The 20,392-nt window shown below is 36.4% G+C and carries 18 protein-coding genes; 10 read left to right on the top strand and 8 right to left on the bottom strand.

Translation table 11 applies throughout. The features are described 5' to 3' along the window. Position 1: 1 nt before the first annotated feature. Positions 2-703, bottom strand: coding sequence for a response regulator transcription factor (locus tag VUJ46_RS11195; protein ID WP_326980877.1), 702 nt, complete (start codon positions 701-703; stop codon positions 2-4). A gap of 79 nt (positions 704-782) precedes the next feature. Between VUJ46_RS11195 and VUJ46_RS11190 the strand changes: the two genes are divergently transcribed. From VUJ46_RS11190 to VUJ46_RS11175, 4 genes are all read left to right on the top strand, one after another. Then, on the top strand, positions 783-1,454 hold the full coding sequence (locus VUJ46_RS11190; RefSeq protein WP_326980876.1) for a YiiX/YebB-like N1pC/P60 family cysteine hydrolase: 672 nt from the start codon (positions 783-785) through the stop codon (positions 1,452-1,454). A gap of 160 nt (positions 1,455-1,614) precedes the next feature. After that, a complete protein-coding gene (locus tag VUJ46_RS11185; protein WP_326985062.1) occupies positions 1,615-1,926 on the top strand; it encodes an NIL domain-containing protein in 312 nt (103 codons plus the stop codon). A gap of 111 nt (positions 1,927-2,037) precedes the next feature. Continuing rightward, the gene (locus VUJ46_RS11180; protein WP_326985061.1) at positions 2,038-2,592 is read left to right on the top strand and encodes a LemA family protein; all 555 of its coding nucleotides are present in this window, start codon (positions 2,038-2,040) and stop codon (positions 2,590-2,592) included. A gap of 3 nt (positions 2,593-2,595) precedes the next feature. Then, positions 2,596-4,545: a DUF2207 domain-containing protein gene (locus tag VUJ46_RS11175; RefSeq protein ID WP_326985060.1), complete on the top strand. Its 1,950-nt coding sequence runs from the start codon at positions 2,596-2,598 to the stop codon at positions 4,543-4,545. Positions 4,546-4,845: 300 nt separating this feature from the next. Here VUJ46_RS11175 and murA read toward each other — a convergent pair whose 3' ends face one another. Further along, positions 4,846-6,153: a UDP-N-acetylglucosamine 1-carboxyvinyltransferase gene (murA, locus tag VUJ46_RS11170; protein WP_326985059.1), complete on the bottom strand. Its 1,308-nt coding sequence runs from the start codon at positions 6,151-6,153 to the stop codon at positions 4,846-4,848. Continuing rightward, complete coding sequence (locus VUJ46_RS11165; protein WP_326985058.1) at positions 6,154-6,822, bottom strand: DUF4290 domain-containing protein; 669 nt, start codon at positions 6,820-6,822, stop codon at positions 6,154-6,156. Positions 6,823-7,011: 189 nt separating this feature from the next. Between VUJ46_RS11165 and VUJ46_RS11160 the strand changes: the two genes are divergently transcribed. Beyond that, positions 7,012-8,448 (top strand): alpha-amylase, encoded by a 1,437-nt coding sequence (locus tag VUJ46_RS11160; protein WP_326985057.1) that lies wholly within the window; start codon positions 7,012-7,014, stop codon positions 8,446-8,448. Between the two features lie 116 nt (positions 8,449-8,564). Here VUJ46_RS11160 and VUJ46_RS11155 read toward each other — a convergent pair whose 3' ends face one another. After that, complete coding sequence (locus VUJ46_RS11155; protein WP_326985056.1) at positions 8,565-8,978, bottom strand: thiol-disulfide oxidoreductase DCC family protein; 414 nt, start codon at positions 8,976-8,978, stop codon at positions 8,565-8,567. 383 nt (positions 8,979-9,361) lie between these two features. Between VUJ46_RS11155 and katG the strand changes: the two genes are divergently transcribed. The 3 genes from katG (at position 9,362) to VUJ46_RS11140 (ending at position 13,575) form a co-directional block, all read left to right on the top strand. After that, positions 9,362-11,638 carry a catalase/peroxidase HPI gene (gene katG, locus VUJ46_RS11150; RefSeq protein WP_326985055.1) on the top strand — a complete coding sequence of 759 codons (2,277 nt, stop codon included), beginning with the start codon at positions 9,362-9,364 and terminating at the stop codon, positions 11,636-11,638. 358 nt (positions 11,639-11,996) lie between these two features. Beyond that, the gene (locus tag VUJ46_RS11145; protein ID WP_326985054.1) at positions 11,997-12,560 is read left to right on the top strand and encodes a Crp/Fnr family transcriptional regulator; all 564 of its coding nucleotides are present in this window, start codon (positions 11,997-11,999) and stop codon (positions 12,558-12,560) included. 100 nt (positions 12,561-12,660) lie between these two features. Beyond that, entirely contained in the window at positions 12,661-13,575 is a 915-nt protein-coding gene (locus VUJ46_RS11140; protein WP_326985053.1) for a DMT family transporter, read from the top strand. A 288-nt stretch (positions 13,576-13,863) separates the two neighbouring features. Here VUJ46_RS11140 and VUJ46_RS11135 read toward each other — a convergent pair whose 3' ends face one another. Then, positions 13,864-14,745, bottom strand: a complete 882-nt coding sequence (locus VUJ46_RS11135; protein WP_326985052.1) for a mechanosensitive ion channel family protein — start codon at positions 14,743-14,745, stop codon at positions 13,864-13,866. A 100-nt stretch (positions 14,746-14,845) separates the two neighbouring features. Here VUJ46_RS11135 and VUJ46_RS11130 point away from each other — a divergent pair, with 100 nt between their 5' ends. After that, positions 14,846-15,481, top strand: a complete 636-nt coding sequence (locus tag VUJ46_RS11130) for a peroxiredoxin (RefSeq protein WP_326985051.1) — start codon at positions 14,846-14,848, stop codon at positions 15,479-15,481. A gap of 97 nt (positions 15,482-15,578) precedes the next feature. Here the strand turns inward: VUJ46_RS11130 and VUJ46_RS11125 are convergent, their stop codons facing one another. Both VUJ46_RS11125 and VUJ46_RS11120 read right to left on the bottom strand, forming a co-directional pair. Continuing rightward, positions 15,579-16,172 carry a hypothetical protein gene (locus VUJ46_RS11125; protein WP_326985050.1) on the bottom strand — a complete coding sequence of 198 codons (594 nt, stop codon included), beginning with the start codon at positions 16,170-16,172 and terminating at the stop codon, positions 15,579-15,581. Positions 16,173-16,333: 161 nt separating this feature from the next. Then, the gene (locus VUJ46_RS11120) at positions 16,334-16,849 is read right to left on the bottom strand and encodes a hypothetical protein (RefSeq protein ID WP_326985049.1); all 516 of its coding nucleotides are present in this window, start codon (positions 16,847-16,849) and stop codon (positions 16,334-16,336) included. 294 nt (positions 16,850-17,143) lie between these two features. On the opposite strand from VUJ46_RS11120, the gene VUJ46_RS11115 reads away from it, so the two are divergent. Beyond that, positions 17,144-18,202, top strand: a complete 1,059-nt coding sequence (locus VUJ46_RS11115; RefSeq protein WP_326985048.1) for a Gfo/Idh/MocA family oxidoreductase — start codon at positions 17,144-17,146, stop codon at positions 18,200-18,202. A gap of 143 nt (positions 18,203-18,345) precedes the next feature. On the opposite strand, the gene VUJ46_RS11110 is transcribed toward VUJ46_RS11115, so the two are convergent. Next, entirely contained in the window at positions 18,346-20,232 is a 1,887-nt protein-coding gene (locus tag VUJ46_RS11110) for an ABC-F family ATP-binding cassette domain-containing protein (RefSeq protein ID WP_326985046.1), read from the bottom strand. Positions 20,233-20,392 lie beyond the last annotated feature (160 nt).

Raw genomic sequence — 20,392 nt, 5'->3', positions numbered from 1 at the left:
TTTAGAGAATATGATCTTCGTAGCCCTTTTTCAGGATGAAACCCATTCCGAGCTTTGTATGAATCAGTTTAACGTCAAAACCTTTATCTACTTTTTTTCTGATATAATTAATATACACATCAATAAAATTAGTACCGGTATCGAAACGTGTTTCCCAAACTTTCTCCGCGATTTCGGTTCTTGAAAGCACGCGTTCGGGATTTTCCAGCAAAAACTGCATCAGATTAAATTCTTTTGGAGTCAGCTTAATAAGAATCCCGTTCCGATGGATGGTTTTAAGCTTTAGATCCATTTCTATACCTTCATACTTCAGGATATTGGATGAATGAAGGTTTTGTGGAGAAAATCTCTTGAGCAGAACTTTCACTCGGGCGAGCAGCTCCAGCATCTCGAAAGGTTTGGTAAGATAATCATCGGCTCCCGAGTCAAAACCTTTCAGTTTATCATCGGTATTTCCCAGAGCTGTCAGCATAATCACAGGAATATTGGGTTTTAATTCTTTTATTTCTGTGCAAAAATCTATTCCGTTTTTTAGAGGAACAATAATATCCGTAATAATAAGATCAAAATACTGGGTCGAAGCCAGTTCATAGGCTTTTTCTCCGTCATAAGCAAAGCTCACATCCATCTCCTGCTCCAGCAAGCCTGTAGCAATGAGCCTTGAAAGTCTTTTGTCGTCTTCTAATAATAGGATATGAGGCATTGGATGAATTGTTTTTTTTGTAAAAAACGCTTTGCTGTGTTTTTTACAAAAGTAATGAATTCTAAATTTGTAATTTTGAATGATGATATTGAATACTAAAAAGCCCTTTTTTTTTGCCAAAAGCCTCTTCGTACCATTTACTTTTTGTGCCTTTTTTCTGGTACTGAATTCCTGCGCATCTTCTTTGGGAAGCGGTTTAAAAACTGGAGATCTGCTCTTTGTTACGGCAAAAGAAAGCGGACTTTCAGGAGCGATTAATAACGTAACCCAAAAGCAGAAAAATGCATCTTTCGATCATATCGGGATTTTAGAAAAAAATAAAACGGGAGCTTTTGTTCTGCATGCAGCCCCAAAAGGGGGTTCTCAAAAACAAAATTTACAGGATTTTCTTAAAGATCAGGCGAAAGACGGACAAAGAGTCGTTGTTTATCGTTTGAAACCCGACTATCAGAAGACAATTCCTCAGGCCATCGAAAAAGCAGAGTCGATGTTAGGAAAACCTTATAATTTCAATTATATTCTGGATGAAAATTCTTATTACTGTTCAGATTATATTGAAAGAGCTTTTCGGGATGATCATATTTTTAAATTGGAACCAATGACCTTTATGGATCCGAAAACAGGAAAAATAAACGAATTCTGGCAAGAATTTTACCGAAAGAAAAACCTCAGAGTGCCTGAAGGCGAGCCCGGTTGTAATCCCAATGGTCTGGCAGCTTCCGAAAAGTTAAACCGAATAAAAGAGTTATAAAAAAGAAGAGAAGTGCATCAACTTCTCTTTTTTTTATGTTAAAATTAAAAATTATTAGTCTACTAATTTGGTGGACTAATAATTTTTTATATTTTTGTCAAAGATTTGAGACTTAATAATACTTGAATCGACGATGTTTAACCAAAAAAAATGTTTAGTTATGATTACACCTAATCCAAACCTGCAGTTTTTACAGACAAAAGTAAACCTGCCGAAAAAAGAATTGATCTTGGAAATAGAGTTGAATGGGAAGATGAAATTCGAACATTTGATGAATACTATTTACAATAAATTCGGGATATGTCACAGAGTGTTATCAGCTAATGTGGAATATGTGAACGGAAATAGTTTTGGTTCAGTACAGTTATATATTAATGTCAACTCAGATGATTTTCAAAAACTCGAATATTATCTGGAAAACAATAAACTTTTGAGTACCACGGTAGAATATCTCTGCCGAAAATACTCTTAAGCCAGATTCATATAGTTTTAATTACGAAAAGGATGCTCATTTTGGGCATCCTTTTGTTTGTGTTATCGAAAAAAGGCTTATTTTTAAGTAACATTTAAAAATTTTAAGACTATGATGATTTTAATTATTGTAATCGCTTTAGTGGTTATTTTCCTTCTTTACGGAGTTTCGGTGTACAACAAATTGGTAAGACTTAGGAACCTCGTTCAGGAAGGGTGGAGCAGTATCGATGTGATGTTGAAAAAACGCCATGACCTTATTCCAAATTTGGTAGAAACTGTAAAAGGTTATGCTACTCACGAAAAAGAAACACTGGAAAATGTGACCAGAGCGAGAAATTTGGCGTTAGGAGCGAATTCTGTGGAAGCAAAAGAGGCAGCAGAAAAAAATCTGAATCAGGCAATGATGAATTTATTCGCAGTGGCCGAGCAATACCCTGATCTGAAAGCAAACGCTAATTTTCAGCAATTACAGGCCGAACTTACTTCTATAGAAAATGATATTGAAAAATCCAGAAGATATTATAACGGAACCGTTCGCGAAAATAACACTGCCGTGGAGTCTTTCCCAAGCAATATCATCGCTAATATGTATAAGTTTGAAAAATCTCCTTTCTTCGAACTTCAGAATGTTGCAGAAAGAGAAGTTCCAACGGTAAAATTTTAAGCAATGAAGAAGTTTTTGTTGCTTTTTTACCTTTTATTTTTTGCATTGAGCTTTGCTCAGCAGCATATTGAAGATGATCTAAATTCTTCTGATGCCGTAAGTGTGGATTATGAAAAGGAAAGGATAACTTCTTTTCATTCGGATATAGATGTTAATAAAAATTCAGGGCTTACGGTGACTGAAAAGATTAATGTTTATAGTACCGGAAATGAAATTAAAAGAGGAATTTTCCGCACATTGCCTTTAACCCGAAATCTGAATAATAAGAAGCAAAAGATTCAGTATGACATTATATCCATTACAAAAAATGGTGAAAAAGAAGATTATCATACCGAGACCAACGGAGATAATTTTGAAATATATGTCGGAAACAGAGATGTTATTCTGGATACAGGAAATTATGCATATGAAATAAAATATGAGACGAAAAACCAGATCGGTTTCTTCAATAATTACGATGAATTGTATTGGAATGTCAACGGAAATGCATGGAATTTTGATGTAGACACAATTTCTGCAAAAGTAAATCTTCCGGCGGGCGCCAATATTTTACAGAATTCATGTTATACCGGAGCTTCTGGAAGCAATTCTCAGAATTGTAATGCGAAACTTTTATCGGATACCTCAATAGAGTGGGGGGCTTCAAAATTATATCCTTCGGAAGGGCTGACCATTGCCGTCGGATTCAAAAAAGGAATAATGGTTCCGCCACCACCGCCCGGATTTTTAGAAGAGTACGGACTTTTATCAGTTTTTGCGATTCTATTATTTGGATTGTTTGCTTATTTTTTCAGAACATGGCAAAAATATGGAGTAGATCCTGCGACACCTACTGTTTATCCTCAGTTTAATGCTCCCGATAATCTATCCCCGGGTTCTATGGGATATATTCAGCATGAAAGTTTTAAAAATAGTTTCTTGACTGCGGCTTTGGTTAATCTTGCGGTAAAAGGATATATTAAAATTATCGAAAGCGCAAGTTCTGGGATACTAGGTATTTTCAGCAGTAAAGTTTTTACCATTCAAAAAATAAAAGAGCCTGATCAGAGTTTACCGGTTGAAGAAATTGGTTTGATGAACAGTTTATTTACCGGTGCTAAAAGTTCCATAAAGTTTGATGGAAATTATAATTCTAAGGTGGAAAATGCGGTGAATAGTTTTCGCTCGTCTTTATCTTTTCAGCATGATAAACTTCTGAACGAAGGAAACAACAGGAAGAAACTGTTACTACCATTTTTCCTGATCTCCATCATTTATGTTGTGGGATTGTTTGTGAGTTTTACAGTGTCTGATGATCCTGTATTTTTGGTAGTGGGAGGAGTGTTTTATGTGGTTTTACTGATTGCATTTCTTATCTTCACTTTTGCTGTCAGAAAAATGTTCTGGTGGGTATTTATTCCTTTACCGATTTTTATCACGGTAGGATTAGGTGGATTTGCTGCCTTAAACTACGGTAATTACGAGAACAATAATTTCATTTTCTGTTATTTTTTTCTCGCTTTAGCTTTTATGTTTTTAATTATATTTCAATATTTGGTTAAAAGACCCAGTGAAGAAAAGTTGAGAAAAAAATCTTTGATTGACGGATTTAAAATGTACATGGGCGCTGCTGAAAATGAACAGTTGAAATTTCACAATCCTCCTCAGATCACGCCACAGGTTTTTGAAACCTTATTGCCTTATGCGATGATTTTGGGGGTTGATGATATTTGGGGAAAGAAATTTGAGCAGATCATGAGCCGAATGTCTACAGACTACAATAATACGTGGTATACAGGCTCTACTTTAAATCAATATGCTTTTGCAAGTGCGCTGAACTCTAGTCTTACAAACTCTATTCAGTCTACATCTACACAACCTTCATCTTCCAATTCAAGCAGCAGCAGCTCCGGTTCCGGAGGGGGTGGATTCTCCGGCGGTGGAGGCGGTGGTGGAGGCGGAGGCGGCTGGTAAGTCGGTTCTGTAAAAAGTAAAGAGAGCCGGGTAAAAAGGTAAAAGTAAAAATAGGGTAAGAAAACCTTTAAAACAAAGATGTCAAGAAGTATCACGAGGCTAAAACGAAAGCTTGATCCAATCAACTTGTTGATTCCTCTTTGCTCCTTTAAAAATATGCAGTATTAAAAATAAAACTTTGCGTTAAAAAAAACATACTTTTTAAAGTAAAAAAAAAGCGTTCAAATAATTTTGAACGCTTTTTTATGAAATTATAATTTTAAGTAAACTAATAACTTAAAACTCATCATTTATAACTTATTATATTCTTTCAATATCAGCACCAATCGCTTTTAGTCTTCCATCGATATTTTCATATCCTCTGTCGATCTGCTCGATATTGTGGATAATCGATTTTCCTTCTGCAGAAAGTGCCGCGATAAGAAGCGCATTACCCGCTCTGATGTCTGGAGAAACCATCGTTGTTCCTCTTAAAGGAGCTTCCTGATTCAATCCGATGACGGTTGCTCTGTGCGGATCACAAAGGATAATCTGTGCGCCCATGTCAATTAATTTATCAACAAAAAATAATCTTGATTCAAACATTTTCTGGTGAACTAAAAGACTTCCTTTCGCCTGAGTGGCAACCACTAAAATAATTGATAACAAATCCGGAGTAAATCCTGGCCATGGCGCATCCGAAATGGTTAAGATCGAACCGTCAATGAATTTCTGGATGGTATAATTTTCCTGAGCCGGAATGAAAATATCATCATTACTTTGCTCAAGCTGAATACCTAATTTTCTGAATGTATTAGGGATAACGCCCAATTGGTTCCAGTTTACATTTTTAATAGTGATTTCAGATTTTGTCATGGCTGCAAGACCAATCCAGGATCCTATTTCTACCATGTCAGGAAGCATGGTGTGCTCAGTCCCATGAAGATATTCAACACCTTCAATTGTTAATAAATTAGAGCCGATTCCCGAAATATTAGCGCCCATTCTGTTCAGCATCTTACAAAGCTGCTGAAGATAAGGTTCGCAAGCGGCATTATAAATTCTTGTCTTACCCTTTGCTAAAACGGCTGCCATTACGATATTGGCAGTTCCTGTTACGGAAGCTTCTTCCAGTAAAATGAATTTACCGTTAAGCTCCTTCGCCTTTAAAGAATAGAAATATTCTTCTTCATCATAATGAAATTCGGCACCCAGTTCAACAAGACCCTGGAAGTGAGTGTCTAATCTTCTTCTTCCGATTTTGTCTCCACCTGGAGTTGGCATATAGGCTTCTCCGTATCTTGCCAACATGGGACCCATCAACATGATTGATCCTCTTAATCTCGCGCCGTCCTTTTTGAACTCGCTGGATTTTATATAATCAAAATTAACTTTATCAGCCTGGAAAGTATAATCTCCATGTCCGTTTTTAGTCACTTTTACCCCGAAGTCTCCCAGGATTTCAATTAGTCGGTTCACGTCATGAATATCCGGAATGTTTTTAATTCTAACTTCCTGGTCAGTTAATAAAACCGCACAAAGAATTTGTAGAGCTTCATTTTTAGCCCCTTGTGGAGTGATTTCACCATGCAATCTTTTCCCTCCTCTTATCTGAAATGTTCCACTCATTTACTTTCTGTTTTTATGATTATTGTTGTTATGTCTTCTTTTGTTGTTATTGTTCTGGTTATTGCTTCGGTTGTTGTTATTTCGGTTGTTATTATTGTTATTACGGTTATTGTTGCTGGTGTAGTAAATTTTACTCTTTTCAAGCGAATCAATTCCGGTTAAATCCAACCTGTTCTCCGAAAGTTCTTTCAAATGACGGAAAATTACATCATCCGTTACGTGTTCTTTATTATATACGTTGTAAGATTTCTTCATATTGTTCGCAATTACCTCGATCAGGGCTTCTTTCTCGTCGCCTTGTTCCAGTTCAATTGCTTTTTCTATTAACTGAAGAATACTCTTTCCGTAAAATTTAAAATCTCCCTGTAGTTTAGGGTATTCCATGGTTTTTGGTCTCTCTGCCAGTTGTTCTCTGGTAGGGAAAGGATAAGGTGAATCTACATCCAAATCATAATCCGCTAAAATGAATAAATGATCCCAAAGTTTATGTTTATAATTATCTTCATCACGAAGCTGAGGGTTTCTCTGACCCATAAAATCAATGATTGCGGCTGCCATTTCGTTTCTTTCATTTCTGTCAGAAGTTTCTTTGCAACGCTCAACCAACTGTTGTATAATTCTACCGTATTCCGGTATATGAAGCTGGGTTTTTTGGGTATTGTATTCCATAGTCTGCAAATATATGCAATAATGGAAAAATTGTACCGAAAATCTTTAAAGTTTATGTTTTTTTAATTAAAATTTAAATTACAATTATTCTTATTTTTTTTAATTAAACCTAAAATAAATCACAAAATATAGAATTTACATGAATAAAATTGTAATTTAGGTAATAGGTTAATAACTAAAATATTGTCTATGAAAAAAATAAAAGTATTCCTTCCCTTAATAGGTTTCATGCTTATTAATTCATGTCAGAACAGTGATGAGCTGATGGGTGAAAAAGCTTTAGATTCTGAAGTTCATGACAGAATTGTGAATGTCACCAAACATGATGGGCGGTCATTCAGTACAGGAACCAATTCTTCGGTCAATGGAAAGTTTGTTGCGGGACCAGGAGGTGGTGTTCTGATGCAGGGATTTTACTGGGATGTTCCGGATGGCGGAAACTGGTGGAATACCATAAAAGGAAAAGTGATCGCCTGGTCGAATGCAGGAATCGGGGCCATTTGGTTGCCGCCTGCGTCGAAAGCACAAAACGGAGCGTATTCTATGGGGTATGATCCTACCGATTATTATGACTTCGGAAATTATAATCAGAATGGCAGTGTGGAGACCCGTTTTGGTTCTCGAACGGAACTGGAAGCATTGATCACGCAGGCACACGCTGAAAATATGCAGGTTTACGCCGATATTGTGATTAACCATAACAGTGGCGGGCAATCGGAAGCGAATCCTTACACTGGAACCAATACCTGGACTAATTTCTCAGGCATCGCCTCAGGAAAATTTCCGAGAAATTATAATGATTTTTACAAAAATGCTTACGGAAATAATGATGAAGGCGCTTTCGGTGGTTTCCCGGATCTGTGTCATGCGAATCCTTATGTTCAGGACTGGCTTTGGGGAAGAGATGATTCTGTCGCGAAGTATTATAAAAATGTCATGAAATTCGACGGCTGGCGATTCGATTATGTGAAGGGTTTCGGACCTTGGGTCGTGAATGCGTGGAATTCAAGTGTAGGCGGATTTTCTGTGGGTGAGCTTTGGGATTCTAACGTTAATACGCTGGAGTGGTGGGCGAATAATGCGAATAGTTCAGTGTTTGATTTTGCTGCATATTATAAGATGGATGAAGCGTTTGATAACGGAAATTTAAATGTCTTGAATGACGATATGATGTGGAAAAGAAACCCATATAAAGCGGTGACTTTTGTAGCGAATCATGACACGGATATTATTTACAATAAAACGTTAGCGTATGCTTATATTTTAACCCATGAAGGATATCCTACCATTTTCTATCGCGATTATGAAGAATGGCTGAATAAAGATAAACTGAACAATTTAATATGGATTCACAATAACAAAGCCACAGGAAACACGTCCATTTTGTATACCGATAATGATGAGTATATTGCACGAAGAAACGGCTATAACGGAAATCCGGGATTGGTGGTTTATATCAATAATTCATCAGACTGGCAGGAAAAATGGGTGGATACGAACTGGAGCAATCAGCAGATTAAAGATTTTACAGGAAATTCTACCTGGTATCCTACAACCGCGGCAGATAAACGGGTGAAAATTCAGTGTCCACCAAATTCTTACACGGTTTGGTCTTTGAATCAATAAAATTTTAACGATATATTTAAATAAAAAAAGACTGTTTCAATTTTGAAGCAGTCTTTGTATTTATTTAGCTTAATTACTACCTTGAAGGTTGAGTAAATTGATATCTAAGAAAAAAATCAAACCTCAATAAACTTCCCTCGCTGATGAGGTGTAGGCAGATAACATTTTTGATTTGCCAGTTTCATTCTGTTTCTCGAGATCAGATCATATACTTTATCACTGAAAAACTTGGGGATTGCTTTTCCTATTTTAGAAAGCTTGTAAATTCCTCCCAGTAGATTAGCGATTTGAAGTACTGCACTTGATTTTATAAGATAATATTTATTAGGTTTCCATAGATACATGGTGTTAAAAACAGTCGTTTCCAATCCTCTTTCAGATAAGAATTTTTGGCCGAAATCAGATTGTAAAGAAGCAAACATAAATTTGTCTTCATTATCTCTTTCCAAGATCCATTGTACCCAAAAATTACAAACGCCACATTCTCCGTCGAAAAATACAATATGTTTATTTTGCCAGTTTTCCTGCATGAGTTCTATTTTTAAATTCTTTTTCGTGCTTTAATATGTACAAAGGTAAACAATACCGAACTTATTTATAATGAACCGTAATTGATTTTTACAATATTATTTATAATTCTTTAAAATTAATGAGTTGCTTATTCTTTAAATTGAATTATTCTAAATATCAAAATCTCATCATTATTCCTGTCCAAGTCTTACAAATATTTATTAATTTAAATGCGTATTCCATTTGAAGATGAACTTATAAACAAGATAAAATAGATGTTATAGTTTTTTACTATTGTAAAAATATTTTTAATAGATTGTATTTATTTTAAAACTATTGTAGGTTTGCCTTGTTCTTAAACAGAGAAATTTAATTGTAATCAACATAAAAAATTTAAACGACAATGGAAAAAGATTCAAATGATATCAGCAAGTGCCCGTTTCACAACGGTACAATGAAAAAAGAAAATGTCGCCGGAGGAGGTACTAAAAACCTGGATTGGTGGCCCGATCAATTAAGAGTTGACATTCTTCGTCAGCATTCTTCGCTTTCAAATCCTATGGATGAAGATTTTAATTATGCAGAAGCATTTAAAAGTCTTGATCTGGAAGCGGTAAAAAAAGATCTTCATGCATTAATGACGGACTCACAGGAGTGGTGGCCGGCGGATTTCGGGCATTACGGTCCTTTATTCATCCGTATGGCCTGGCACAGTGCGGGAACGTATCGTGTAGGCGACGGTAGAGGTGGAGCAGGTGCAGGGCAACAGCGGTTTGCACCATTGAACAGCTGGCCGGATAATGTAAGTCTGGATAAAGCAAGAAGGCTTTTGTGGCCTATCAAACAAAAATACGGCAGGAGCATTTCCTGGGCCGATTTATTGATTCTTACAGGAAATATCGCTTTGGAATCGATGGGATTCAAAACATTTGGATATGCAGGAGGTCGTGAAGATGTTTGGGAACCAGATCAGGATGTGTATTGGGGAATGGAAAAAACGTGGCTGGGAGGAGATATTCGTTATGCTCACGGTTCAGAAGGTGTTCCTGGACACGGGGTACTGCCAAGTGATGACAATGCCGACGGCGATATCCATTCCAGAGATTTGGAAAAGCCATTAGCGGCTGTGCAGATGGGATTGATTTATGTAAATCCGGAAGGTCCTGATGGAAATCCTGATCCCATTGCCGCGGCAAAAGATATCAGAGATACCTTCGGAAGAATGGCTATGAATGATGAAGAAACAGTGGCTTTGATTGCCGGAGGGCATACTTTCGGTAAAACACATGGTGCCGGACCGGCAGATCATGTTGGAAAAGAGCCTGAAGCAGCGGGAATTGAAAATCAGGGATTGGGATGGAGCAGTTCTTATAAATCCGGAAAAGGAACGGATGCCATCTCCAGCGGATTAGAAGTTACATGGACTGAAACTCCGACTGAATGGAGCAATTATTTCTTTAAAAACCTTTTTGAAAATGAATGGGAATTAACGAAAAGCCCTGCAGGAGCTCATCAGTGGGTGGCCAAAAATGGTGAAGAGATTATTCCTGATGCCTTTGACCCTGCTAAAAAGCATAGAGCAACCATGTTGACAACGGATTTATCCTTGAGATTTGATCCGATCTACGAAAAAATTTCTAGAAAGTTTTATGAAAATCCGGATGCCTTCGCAGATGCCTTTGCAAGAGCCTGGTTTAAACTGACGCACAGAGATATGGGGCCAAAAGAACGTTATCTTGGTCCGGATATTCCACAGGAGGATTTGATCTGGCAAGATCCCATCCCGGCAGTTGATCATGAATTAATCAGTAATTCTGATGTGGAAGCTCTTAAATCTGAGATTTTAAATTCAGGATTATCAGTTTCCGAGTTAGTGGCAACGGCATGGGCTTCGGCTTCGACATTCCGTGGAAGCGATAAGCGAGGCGGGGCAAACGGAGCAAGAATCCGGTTGGCTCCTCAAAGATATTGGGCAGTTAATAATCCGACTCAGCTTCAAAAAGTATTAGGAACTTTAGAAAATATTCAGAAAGAATTTAATGAAAATCAGACAGGAGGTAAAAAAGTTTCATTGGCTGATTTAATTGTTATTGCGGGAAGTGCAGGGGTGGAAAAATCGGCAAAGGATGCAGGGTATCAAATTATTGTCCCTTTCGCACCTGGAAGAACAGATGCTTCTCAGGAACAGACTGATGTGGAATCAATGGGGTATCTTGAGCCTGCGGCAGACGGATTTAGAAATTATTTAAAAAGAAAATTTGCTGTTTCTACGGAGTCTTTATTAATTGACAAAGCTCAGTTGCTGAATCTTACTGCTCCGGAATTAACCGTATTAGTGGGGGGAATGAGAGCTTTGAATATAAATTTCGACGGTTCAGATCGTGGTATCTTTACAAAACGGCCAGGAGTTTTAACCAATGATTTCTTCGTAAATCTGTTAAACATGCAAACTCAATGGAAATCTGTTTCAGCAGATAATGAACTGTACGAAGGAACAGATCGTTCTACAGGTGAGAAAATGTGGACAGCGAGCCGTGCAGATTTAGTTTTTGGTTCCAATTCTGAATTGAGATCAATTGCTGAGGTATATGCAAGTTCTGACGCTAATGAAAAATTTGTAAAAGATTTCGTTTCAGCTTGGGTAAAAGTGATGAATGCAGATCGTTTTGATTTAAAATAATCTGAGATTCATATCATACAGAAGGTAGCTTTTTTAAAGCTGCCTTTTTTTATTTTGAATATACTATATAAACCTGAGTTTGATCGGTAAGATATTCTACCTGGCCAATAGGGATAGGCTTCAGCCCAATGATACGTATCTTAATAACCATAAAATCAAAATTTTAAATTATTGATTTTAATCGAACTCAGGTTATAAAGGTGACCTGTCGTTTCTTATGACACTTAGGACTTGTTATTTTTAACAGAACAATCCTTTACTATTTTCATGGAGTGTTCTTTTTTCATTGAATTCAATGGAGATTTTAATATATTTATCCCGCTTTATAAAAATTAGATTTAAACGGTTTTCTTGATGAATGGAAGAATTTAGACAACATATCGAAAAATTATCGCCTCTCACAGAGGAAAAGTTTAATTATATTCTCTCTTTTTTTAAGTCTAAAAAAATAAAAAGGCATCGGTTTCTAATTCAGGAAGGGGATTCCGTTCATTTTGAATATTGTGTGGTGAAGGGATGTCTGAAGGCTTCTGTGATGTCTGAAGACGGGAAAGACCGTATTGTTCGGTTTGCTATGGAAGATTGGTGGATCAGTGATTACGATGCTTATTTTAAGAAAAAGAATGCCACACTTACCGTTGAATGTCTTGAAGACTGTGAATTGCTGGTGCTTAGTTTTGAAGACCGGGAGAGACTTTGTAATGAATTACCCGAAATGGAATATTTCTTCCGAAAAAAAATTGAAGCAGCCTATGCCGCTTTCCAAAGACGTTTGGTTTCTTTGCTTTGTAATGATGCCAAAGAACGGTATGAAATTTTTCTTCTGCAATATCCGATGCTGATTCAGCGGGTTCCCAAGTCGATCATCGCTTCCTATCTGGGGATTTCCCGAGAGACATTAAGCCGCATTTCAAAGCCTTAAATTTGATCTATATCAGATGAAAACGGTGATGTAAGTCATTTGTTACCCTGTTTTTTATCAAAATCTTTGCTTTTGCATTAAAAATAGATGCTGATTCACTATGAATATAAAAACAAAAGGCTACATTTCGGCTCTTATTTCTTCAGTTTCCTATGGCTTGATTCCTTTGTTTATCCTGCCTCTGAAAACCATTGGGTTTCCCATGAATATCACCTTGTTTTACAGGTTTTTTCTTTCTGCAATATTCATTCTTCCCTTGCTGATCTACAAAAAAGAGTCGCTGAGAATTTCCGGAAAAGAAACCCTGACTTTGTTTATTTTGGGAGTTTTTTTTGCACTGATGTCAGAATTTCTTTTTATGGGTTACGACTACCTCACACCGGGAATTGCGTCAACGATATTTTTCGTTTATCCGGTAGTGGTGGCTTTGATTGTCTTTTTTGTTTTTAAAGAAGCGATTACGAAGCTCACGGTTTTATCATTATTTATAACGATTTTCGGTGTTTTTATTTTAAGTGTCAAAGATTCGGTTTTTGATATTAATATCCTGGGATTAGGTATTGCAACGTTAAGTGCTGTTTTTTATGCATTGTATATCGTAACGGTAAATAAAGTGAAAATTAGAGGCTCCAGTCTGAAGATTACATTTTATTCTATGTTGTTTTCTTCTTTTTATTATTTGGTGAAAGCACAGGTAATGGGCGATTCATTGCTGATTCCTGAATTAGATATTTTCTGTAACCTTTCCCTTTTTGCACTGGTTACCACGGTTCTTTCGATACTCACTTTAGTGTATGCAATTAAAATGATTGGTTCAACGCCAACCTCTATTATGGGAGCTTTGGAGCCTATCGTGGCTGTGGCTGTGAGTGTGTTGTTTTTCGGTGAAGATTTTAGGGTCAATTTAGCTGTTGGAGTATCTTTAATTACTTTTGGTGTTTTATTGAGTATTGTTTCCGAAAAAAAGAAGGGACAGCAGATAGAGAAAAGTAATAACGGTAAGATTTCACAATAGGGGGCATCCTATACTGTAAGTGACGCTGAAACTAAAATAAAGATCCGGCTGGAAGCATGCGGAATACTGATGCTAAAAAATCAAAGAAAATGACAATGTTAATGGGTATCCATCTGTGTACATTAACTCTTCCCATCTATAAAGCATAAGGTCGGAAATCAAAAAAATATGATGTCCCGACCTTCATTCTAAGTTCTGAAATAATTTGTATTATGTCATCCGGGCAAGTGTAGGCTGTTTTTCTAGTCTGCGGCTGCGGCTGGTGACGGCTTGGAAATGGGAGTGTTATTAACTCTGGTTTGAGATGTTTCCATTATCGACACCTGTAATGCTGATGCTCGTTGGTGTTATCAACTGTATGCCATCCGCATCCAGTCTTTCCTTTATTTTTAAATAAGCCTCACTTTTAAAGTGGGTGATGTTGGCGCCAACTTTCATCCAGAATTTAGCCTGAAGCGTAAATATACCCTGTTTTAAATCTGTGAAGATTACCTCCGCACTGTCCGAACGGTCAATATCTTTTAAATTTTTAAGTACTTCCATCATGCCTTTCTGAGCTATGGAAATATCTTCATCAGCAGGAATTTCAAAATTTAAAATAATTCGGCGTTGTGGTGAAGCGGTAATATTGGAAAAGGGTGCGTTAAAAATGACCTGATTCGGAATATAAACCTTTCTACCATCATCCGTAATAATTTTTGTGGTCAGAAAGCCAATTTCCGAAACCGTTCCAGAGTTGGCGCCAATACTGATATAGTCTCCTACTTTAAAAGCTTTATCGATACCGATAAGCATTCCCGAAAAAATGCTGGATACCAGATCTTTCAAAGCTACCCCGGCAATCACCCCGGCAACTCCCAGACTCCCAATGAATTTCCATAGAAAACCGCTGAATCCCATAATTTCCAGAGAAATAAAAGTCCCCATGATCATAATAATGAACCTGAAAACACCAATCAGGGTGACCAGTGAACTTTCCTTCTGGCTTTTAGGAAACAGTTTGTGAAATATTTTTACTGAAATTTTACTGAGGTACTTACTGGTAACTAAGAAGAAAGAAAAAACAAGAATTCCTACAATTAATTTGGGCGTAAGCTCCGCAAATTTCATATACCAGCTTTCCAGCACTCTGTAAACCACATCTACATACCTTAAACTCTCTTTTTCCATGAATTGAAACTTTTTTTATTTAAATATATAAATTTTCAGCAAAAATTTTGCCAGTTAGAAAAAGTCTACTAAATTTGTAGACTAATAAAAACAACGTATTATGTCAATCAAACTAGGAGATATTGCACCGAATTTTCAGGCAGAGTCATCTGCAGGTAACATTGATTTTTATACTTATTTAGACAATTCGTGGGGAATTTTATTTTCTCATCCGGCGGATTATACACCGGTCTGTACAACAGAATTAGGTTTTACCTCAAAATTAAAATCTGAGTTTGATAAAAGAGGAACCAAAGTTATTGCTTTAAGTGTAGATGGTGTAGAAGATCATCAAAACTGGATAAAAGATATTAATGAAACCCAGAATACAGATGTACAGTTTCCTATTATTGCCGATAAAGACAGAAAAGTTTCAGAATTGTATGATTTTATTCATCCGAATGCTTCTGCGACAGCGACCGTTCGGTCATTATTAATTATTGATCCTGAAAAAAAAGTTCGTCTGATTATTACATATCCTGCTTCTACAGGAAGAAATTTCAACGAGATTATCCGCGTTCTGGACTCTCTTCAGTTGGTTGATTCACATAAAATTGCTACCCCTGTGAACTGGAAAAATGGAGATGATGTAATTATTCCCCCTGCGGTTTCTACAGAAGATGCGAGGAAAATTTTCCCAAAAGGGGTTACAGAAATAAAGCCGTATCTACGATATACGCCCCAACCCAATACATGATTTATTTGATTTTTTATAGTTTAGTTTTAATTTGTAAGAAAATCGCCTCGAAAATATTTTCGAGGCGATTTCATTTTATATAGGTTAGGTAATTAAATTACTTAACGTCGTTAGCAATCTGCTTAGCTTTAGAAGTAGGCAAATAAATACTGAAACCAAGGTTGAATGTAATATTAGACGTTAAACCTGTGTTCCCGAAACCTGTTACCCCAGCATATTTTACTAAACCTTCTAAACCGATGTTCGGAGTAATAAAGTAAGAATAACCAGGACCTACCCCAAAGTCAAGACCTGTTGTAGAGTTACCTCCTTTGCTGATAGAATAACCACCAACACCTACATTACCTTCGAAGAACCATCTTCCGTGGTTTAATAAATTGTCTACACCTTGCTCTCCCGGAGAAAGATAGTAACGTCCTAAAGCACCTACTCCATAATCAAATCTGGTATTTGATGTGTTTGATGATTTACCAATACCTAAATTTACATATCCCCCAACAGCTACGTTGTCTTCAATGAAATAAGCACCTTTTGGCTGAAGATTAATCTGATATCCACCACCGGTATTTAATCCGAAATTACTTGTTACCAAGCTGCTTCCTACCATCCAGTTTCCTTTTTGAATCTGAGCATTCATGGAAGTTGTTAATCCTGCTGCTCCTAGTATACCTGCTAGAATTAGTTTTTTCATAATTTATAATTTTTATTAATTAATGTTTATTATTCTAAAACTAGTGAGATTCAATATGCGTGCCAAAAGCTTTATTTTCAGATAATTTTCTTAAAATAATGTTAAATTTAACAAAATTGATAATTGTTTTTTTTAACATTTAAAATAAAAAATTCGCAAAATTATATTAATAATAAAATAATAGAAATAATAATACCTGAAATGGTGAAAATTATTCCTCGTTTGAATATTTTGGTTTTCGGTTTGAACATCCAAAAGCTGGAAATCACAAAAAATAATAAGGCAATCCCAAAGAAAGCATTTAAGGGTGACAAAGAGTCCTTTGATTTGGCTTTGTGTAGTTTAGCCATTTTGTCAAGTAGATAAGGAAGTTCTTTTTTTGTGTATTTTGCCTCTCCTGTAGAAGGGGTATAGGTGCCCTCTTTAAATTTAAGAATATCTCCTTCCTGCTTTTCTATTTCAAAGTTTTTGATGTTTAGCGCTTTGCTGATCTCTTTCTCGGAAAGGTTCTTCTCTATTACTTTTTCATAAGACTGTTCTTTTTTCAGAAAGTCGGTGTCTCTGTAGATCAGCAGAACCCCGCTGATGGCGTATACCGCCATGATACCCGCGAGAAAATAACCCAGGTACCGATGGGTGATTCTCATAAAACTTCTCGTATCCTTAATCTTATCCATAGGTAAATTGTTTTGCTTTTAAAGGTTAAATTAAAAAATGCAAATTTGCAACTTCCGTTTTATAAAAAGAAATTATAGTGATTATAAATTGATAAAGGCTCTGTAAAGGGTTTTAACTTTAAAGGTACTGTACTGATTACCGCTTTTAATAAAAAAGTAAAAGTAATGGGATGAACTGAAATAAATATCCCGTGAGATTCTAACGGGAAAGTTCTGCGTATGATGCATATCCCAAAATGAATCATCAAGGATGTGCTAAAAATAATTATAAATATATTTGTTAAAAATAAAATTATGCAATTGGTAAAAGTCGGGCTTTGTGCCTTTGGAATGAGTGGGAAAGTTTTCCATGCTCCCTTTTTAAAAGAACATCCGGGATTTTTTATGTCGGCTGTGGTAGAAAGAAGTAAGGAAGAGTCAAAAGAAAAATATCCCGATGCAGAAATTTTTCGTTCCGTCGAAGAAATGTTGCAGCATGCAGATATCGAACTGGTTGTGGTGAATACGCCTGTTCAGACTCATTTTGAATATGTAAAAATGGCATTGGAGGCAGGAAAGAACGTTGTGGTGGAAAAACCTTTCACCGTGAATGTTTCAGAAGCAGAGCAGTTGGCAAAATTAGCTGAAGAAAAAGGTCTTTTTCTAAGTGTTTACCAAAACAGAAGATTTGACCGTGATTATCTTCAGGTTCAGAAAGTGATCAGTGAACAAAAATTAGGAACTATTAAAGAAGTGGAAATTCGTTTTGATAGATTCCGTACCGAGCCAAGTGGAAAATCTCACAAAGAAAATCCAAATGAAACGGGTTCAGGTTCTCTTCACGATTTAGGGGCGCATTTGGTAGATCAGGCAGTTCAGTTATTCGGTTTTCCGGAAAAGCTTTTCGCAGATGTTTTTTCTATGAAAGGAATTGAATATGCCAACGATTATTTTGAAATTTTATTGTATTATAAAGATGAATTAAGAGTGAGGTTAAAATCTTCCGTGTTTAGTAAAGAAGCTCATTACGCCTATGTTCTGCATGGAAGCAATGGTAGTTTTTTACAGGAAAGAACAGATAATCAGGAAAATGAACTGGTAGCCGGAGCAGTTCCTGAATATGGTAAAGATTGGACGTTACCTTTAAAAGAAGCAGATGGAATCCTGAATTATTTAAATGAAAATAAAGAAACAGAAAGAATTCTTACCTCAAGCGAGGCCGGAAATTATATGAACTATTATCAAAACATTTATGAGCATATCGTTTTCGGATATTACTTGCCATCACCGGCAGAAGAAGTGATTCTGAATATGAAAATTATTGATGCTGCGTGGGCGAGTTCGAAAGACGAGCGGGTAATTACATTTGAATAGAGTTTGAAAGTATTAGCGTGGGAGAGTTTTAGAGTAGGAGAGTTGTAGAGGCTGTATCTTAATTAAATTAATTCAGACAATTTATTTAAAATACGGATACTCCTCAAACTTATCTACTCTACAACCCTCTCACTCTAAATTCATTATATTTCCTGAAGCTCAAGCCATCTCATTTCGTGGTTTTCCAATTTCTCGGAAAGTGCTTCTAATTCAGCTGAAAGTTTGGCTATTTTTTCGTAATCCGTTTCATTGTTCAACTGCTCAAGGATCTTCGCACGTTGTTCTTCCAACTGAGGAATTTCCTTGTCAATAGTCTCTAATTCTCTCTGTTCTTTGAAAGAAAGTTTTCTTTTTGGAGCCTGAGGCGTAGCAACTGGCGTAGGTTTAGGAACTGGCGCTTCTGCTTTTTTCTCAACAACTGCTTTCGGTGTTTTATCTTCTAATTTTAAATTTTCTCTGTATTCTGAGAAATTCCCTATAAAATCCCGGATTTTTCCTTCTCCTTCAAACGCTAAAATATGGTCAACAATTCGATCCATAAAATATCGGTCGTGAGAAACAATAATTAAACTCCCCTGGAAATTCAATAAGAAATTTTCGAGTACCGTCAATGTCGGAAGATCCAGGTCATTCGTAGGCTCATCACATATTAAGAAGTTCGGATTCTGATATAGAATGTACATCAGGTGTAATCTTCTTTTTTCACCTCCTGAAAGTTTTGAGATGGGCGAATATTGAGTTTGGTCATCAAATAAGAATAATCTTAAAAACTGTGATGCCGAAATCGTTCTTCCATTGGCCAAAGGAAAGTTTTCAGAAATTTCTTTGATAAAATCGATGACTCTTTCCTCTTCTTTATATTTAAGTCCTTTTTGTGAAAAATACCCGAATTTGATGGTTTCTCCGGTTTCTATTTCTCCGGAATCTTTGGGTTCAAACCCTTGGATAATATTTAATAAAGTAGATTTCCCGGCGCCATTTTTTCCTACAATCCCTATTTTTTCACCTCGCTGGAACTGGTAGCTGAAATCTTTCAATAATAATTTTTCACCGTAACTTTTAGAAATATTTCTTAGTTCTAAGATCTTATTTCCCAGTCTTTTCATTTCGAAATCGAGTTCCAGAGATTCTTTTCTCGTGTCGGTTTTTGCTATTTTTTCCGTTTCGTAGAAGTCCTCCTGTCGGGATTTTGATTTTGTTGTTCTTGCTTTAGGCTGTCTGCGCATCCACTCAAGCTCTTTTCTGTAAAGATTATTGGCTTTGTCGATGGTTGCATTCATATTATCCTCACGAATCATTTTGTTTTCAAGATAGGTGGCGTAAGAACCATTATGGAAATACAGATTTTTGTCTTCCATTTCCCAGATAATTCCACAAACCGCATCCAGAAAATATCTGTCGTGGGTTACAAGTATCAACGTGATTTTTGCTTTACTCAGATAACTTTCCAGCCATTCTACCATTTCCACATCAAGGTGGTTGGTCGGCTCATCCATAATCAATAGAGTATGGCGGTGTTCAGCTCTGGTTTCTGTCAATAGTTTAGCCAGTGCCACACGCTTGATCTGACCTCCGGAAAGAGTTCCCATTTTCGCCGTCAGATCCGTGATCTTTAGCTGAGAAAGGATTTGTGCCATTTCATTTTCCAGATCCCAGGCTTTGTGAATTTCCATTTCTGCCAAAGCTTTTTCAATGAAATCATAATCCGTGGAAAGAAGCGACTGATGATAATTTTTCAGAGCCTGAATAGGTGCCGAATCTAAGGTCATCATAAACTCATCGATGGTAAGATCAGAATCAAATTCGATTTCCTGATCAAACAAAACAACCTGAATATCTTTATTAATTTTTACCGTTCCGCTGTCTGCAATTTCCTTGCCCATTAAAATTTTAAGAAGGGTAGACTTTCCGCTTCCATTTTTGGCAACGATGGCAATTTTATCTCCTTCATTTACATGAAAAGAGATATCCTCAAACAAAACTTTAATGCCGTAAGATTTGGTAAGGTTTTCTACAGAAACGTAATTCATTGGAATGTAATGGTTTGATATTTAATTTCAATTGAGCCGCAAAAGTACGAAAATGTAACAAGAAAACTTTTAAATAAAGCCTCTGAGAATATGCGATTTTGAATTTTGTTTGTGGTTGAAATAAACAACAAATTGCTATTGGGTTTGAATTATTATTCAA

Source organism: Chryseobacterium sp. MYb264 (assembly GCF_035974275.1).
Classification (GTDB): domain Bacteria; phylum Bacteroidota; class Bacteroidia; order Flavobacteriales; family Weeksellaceae; genus Chryseobacterium.
This window is presented reverse-complemented; position numbering and strand designations above follow the sequence as displayed.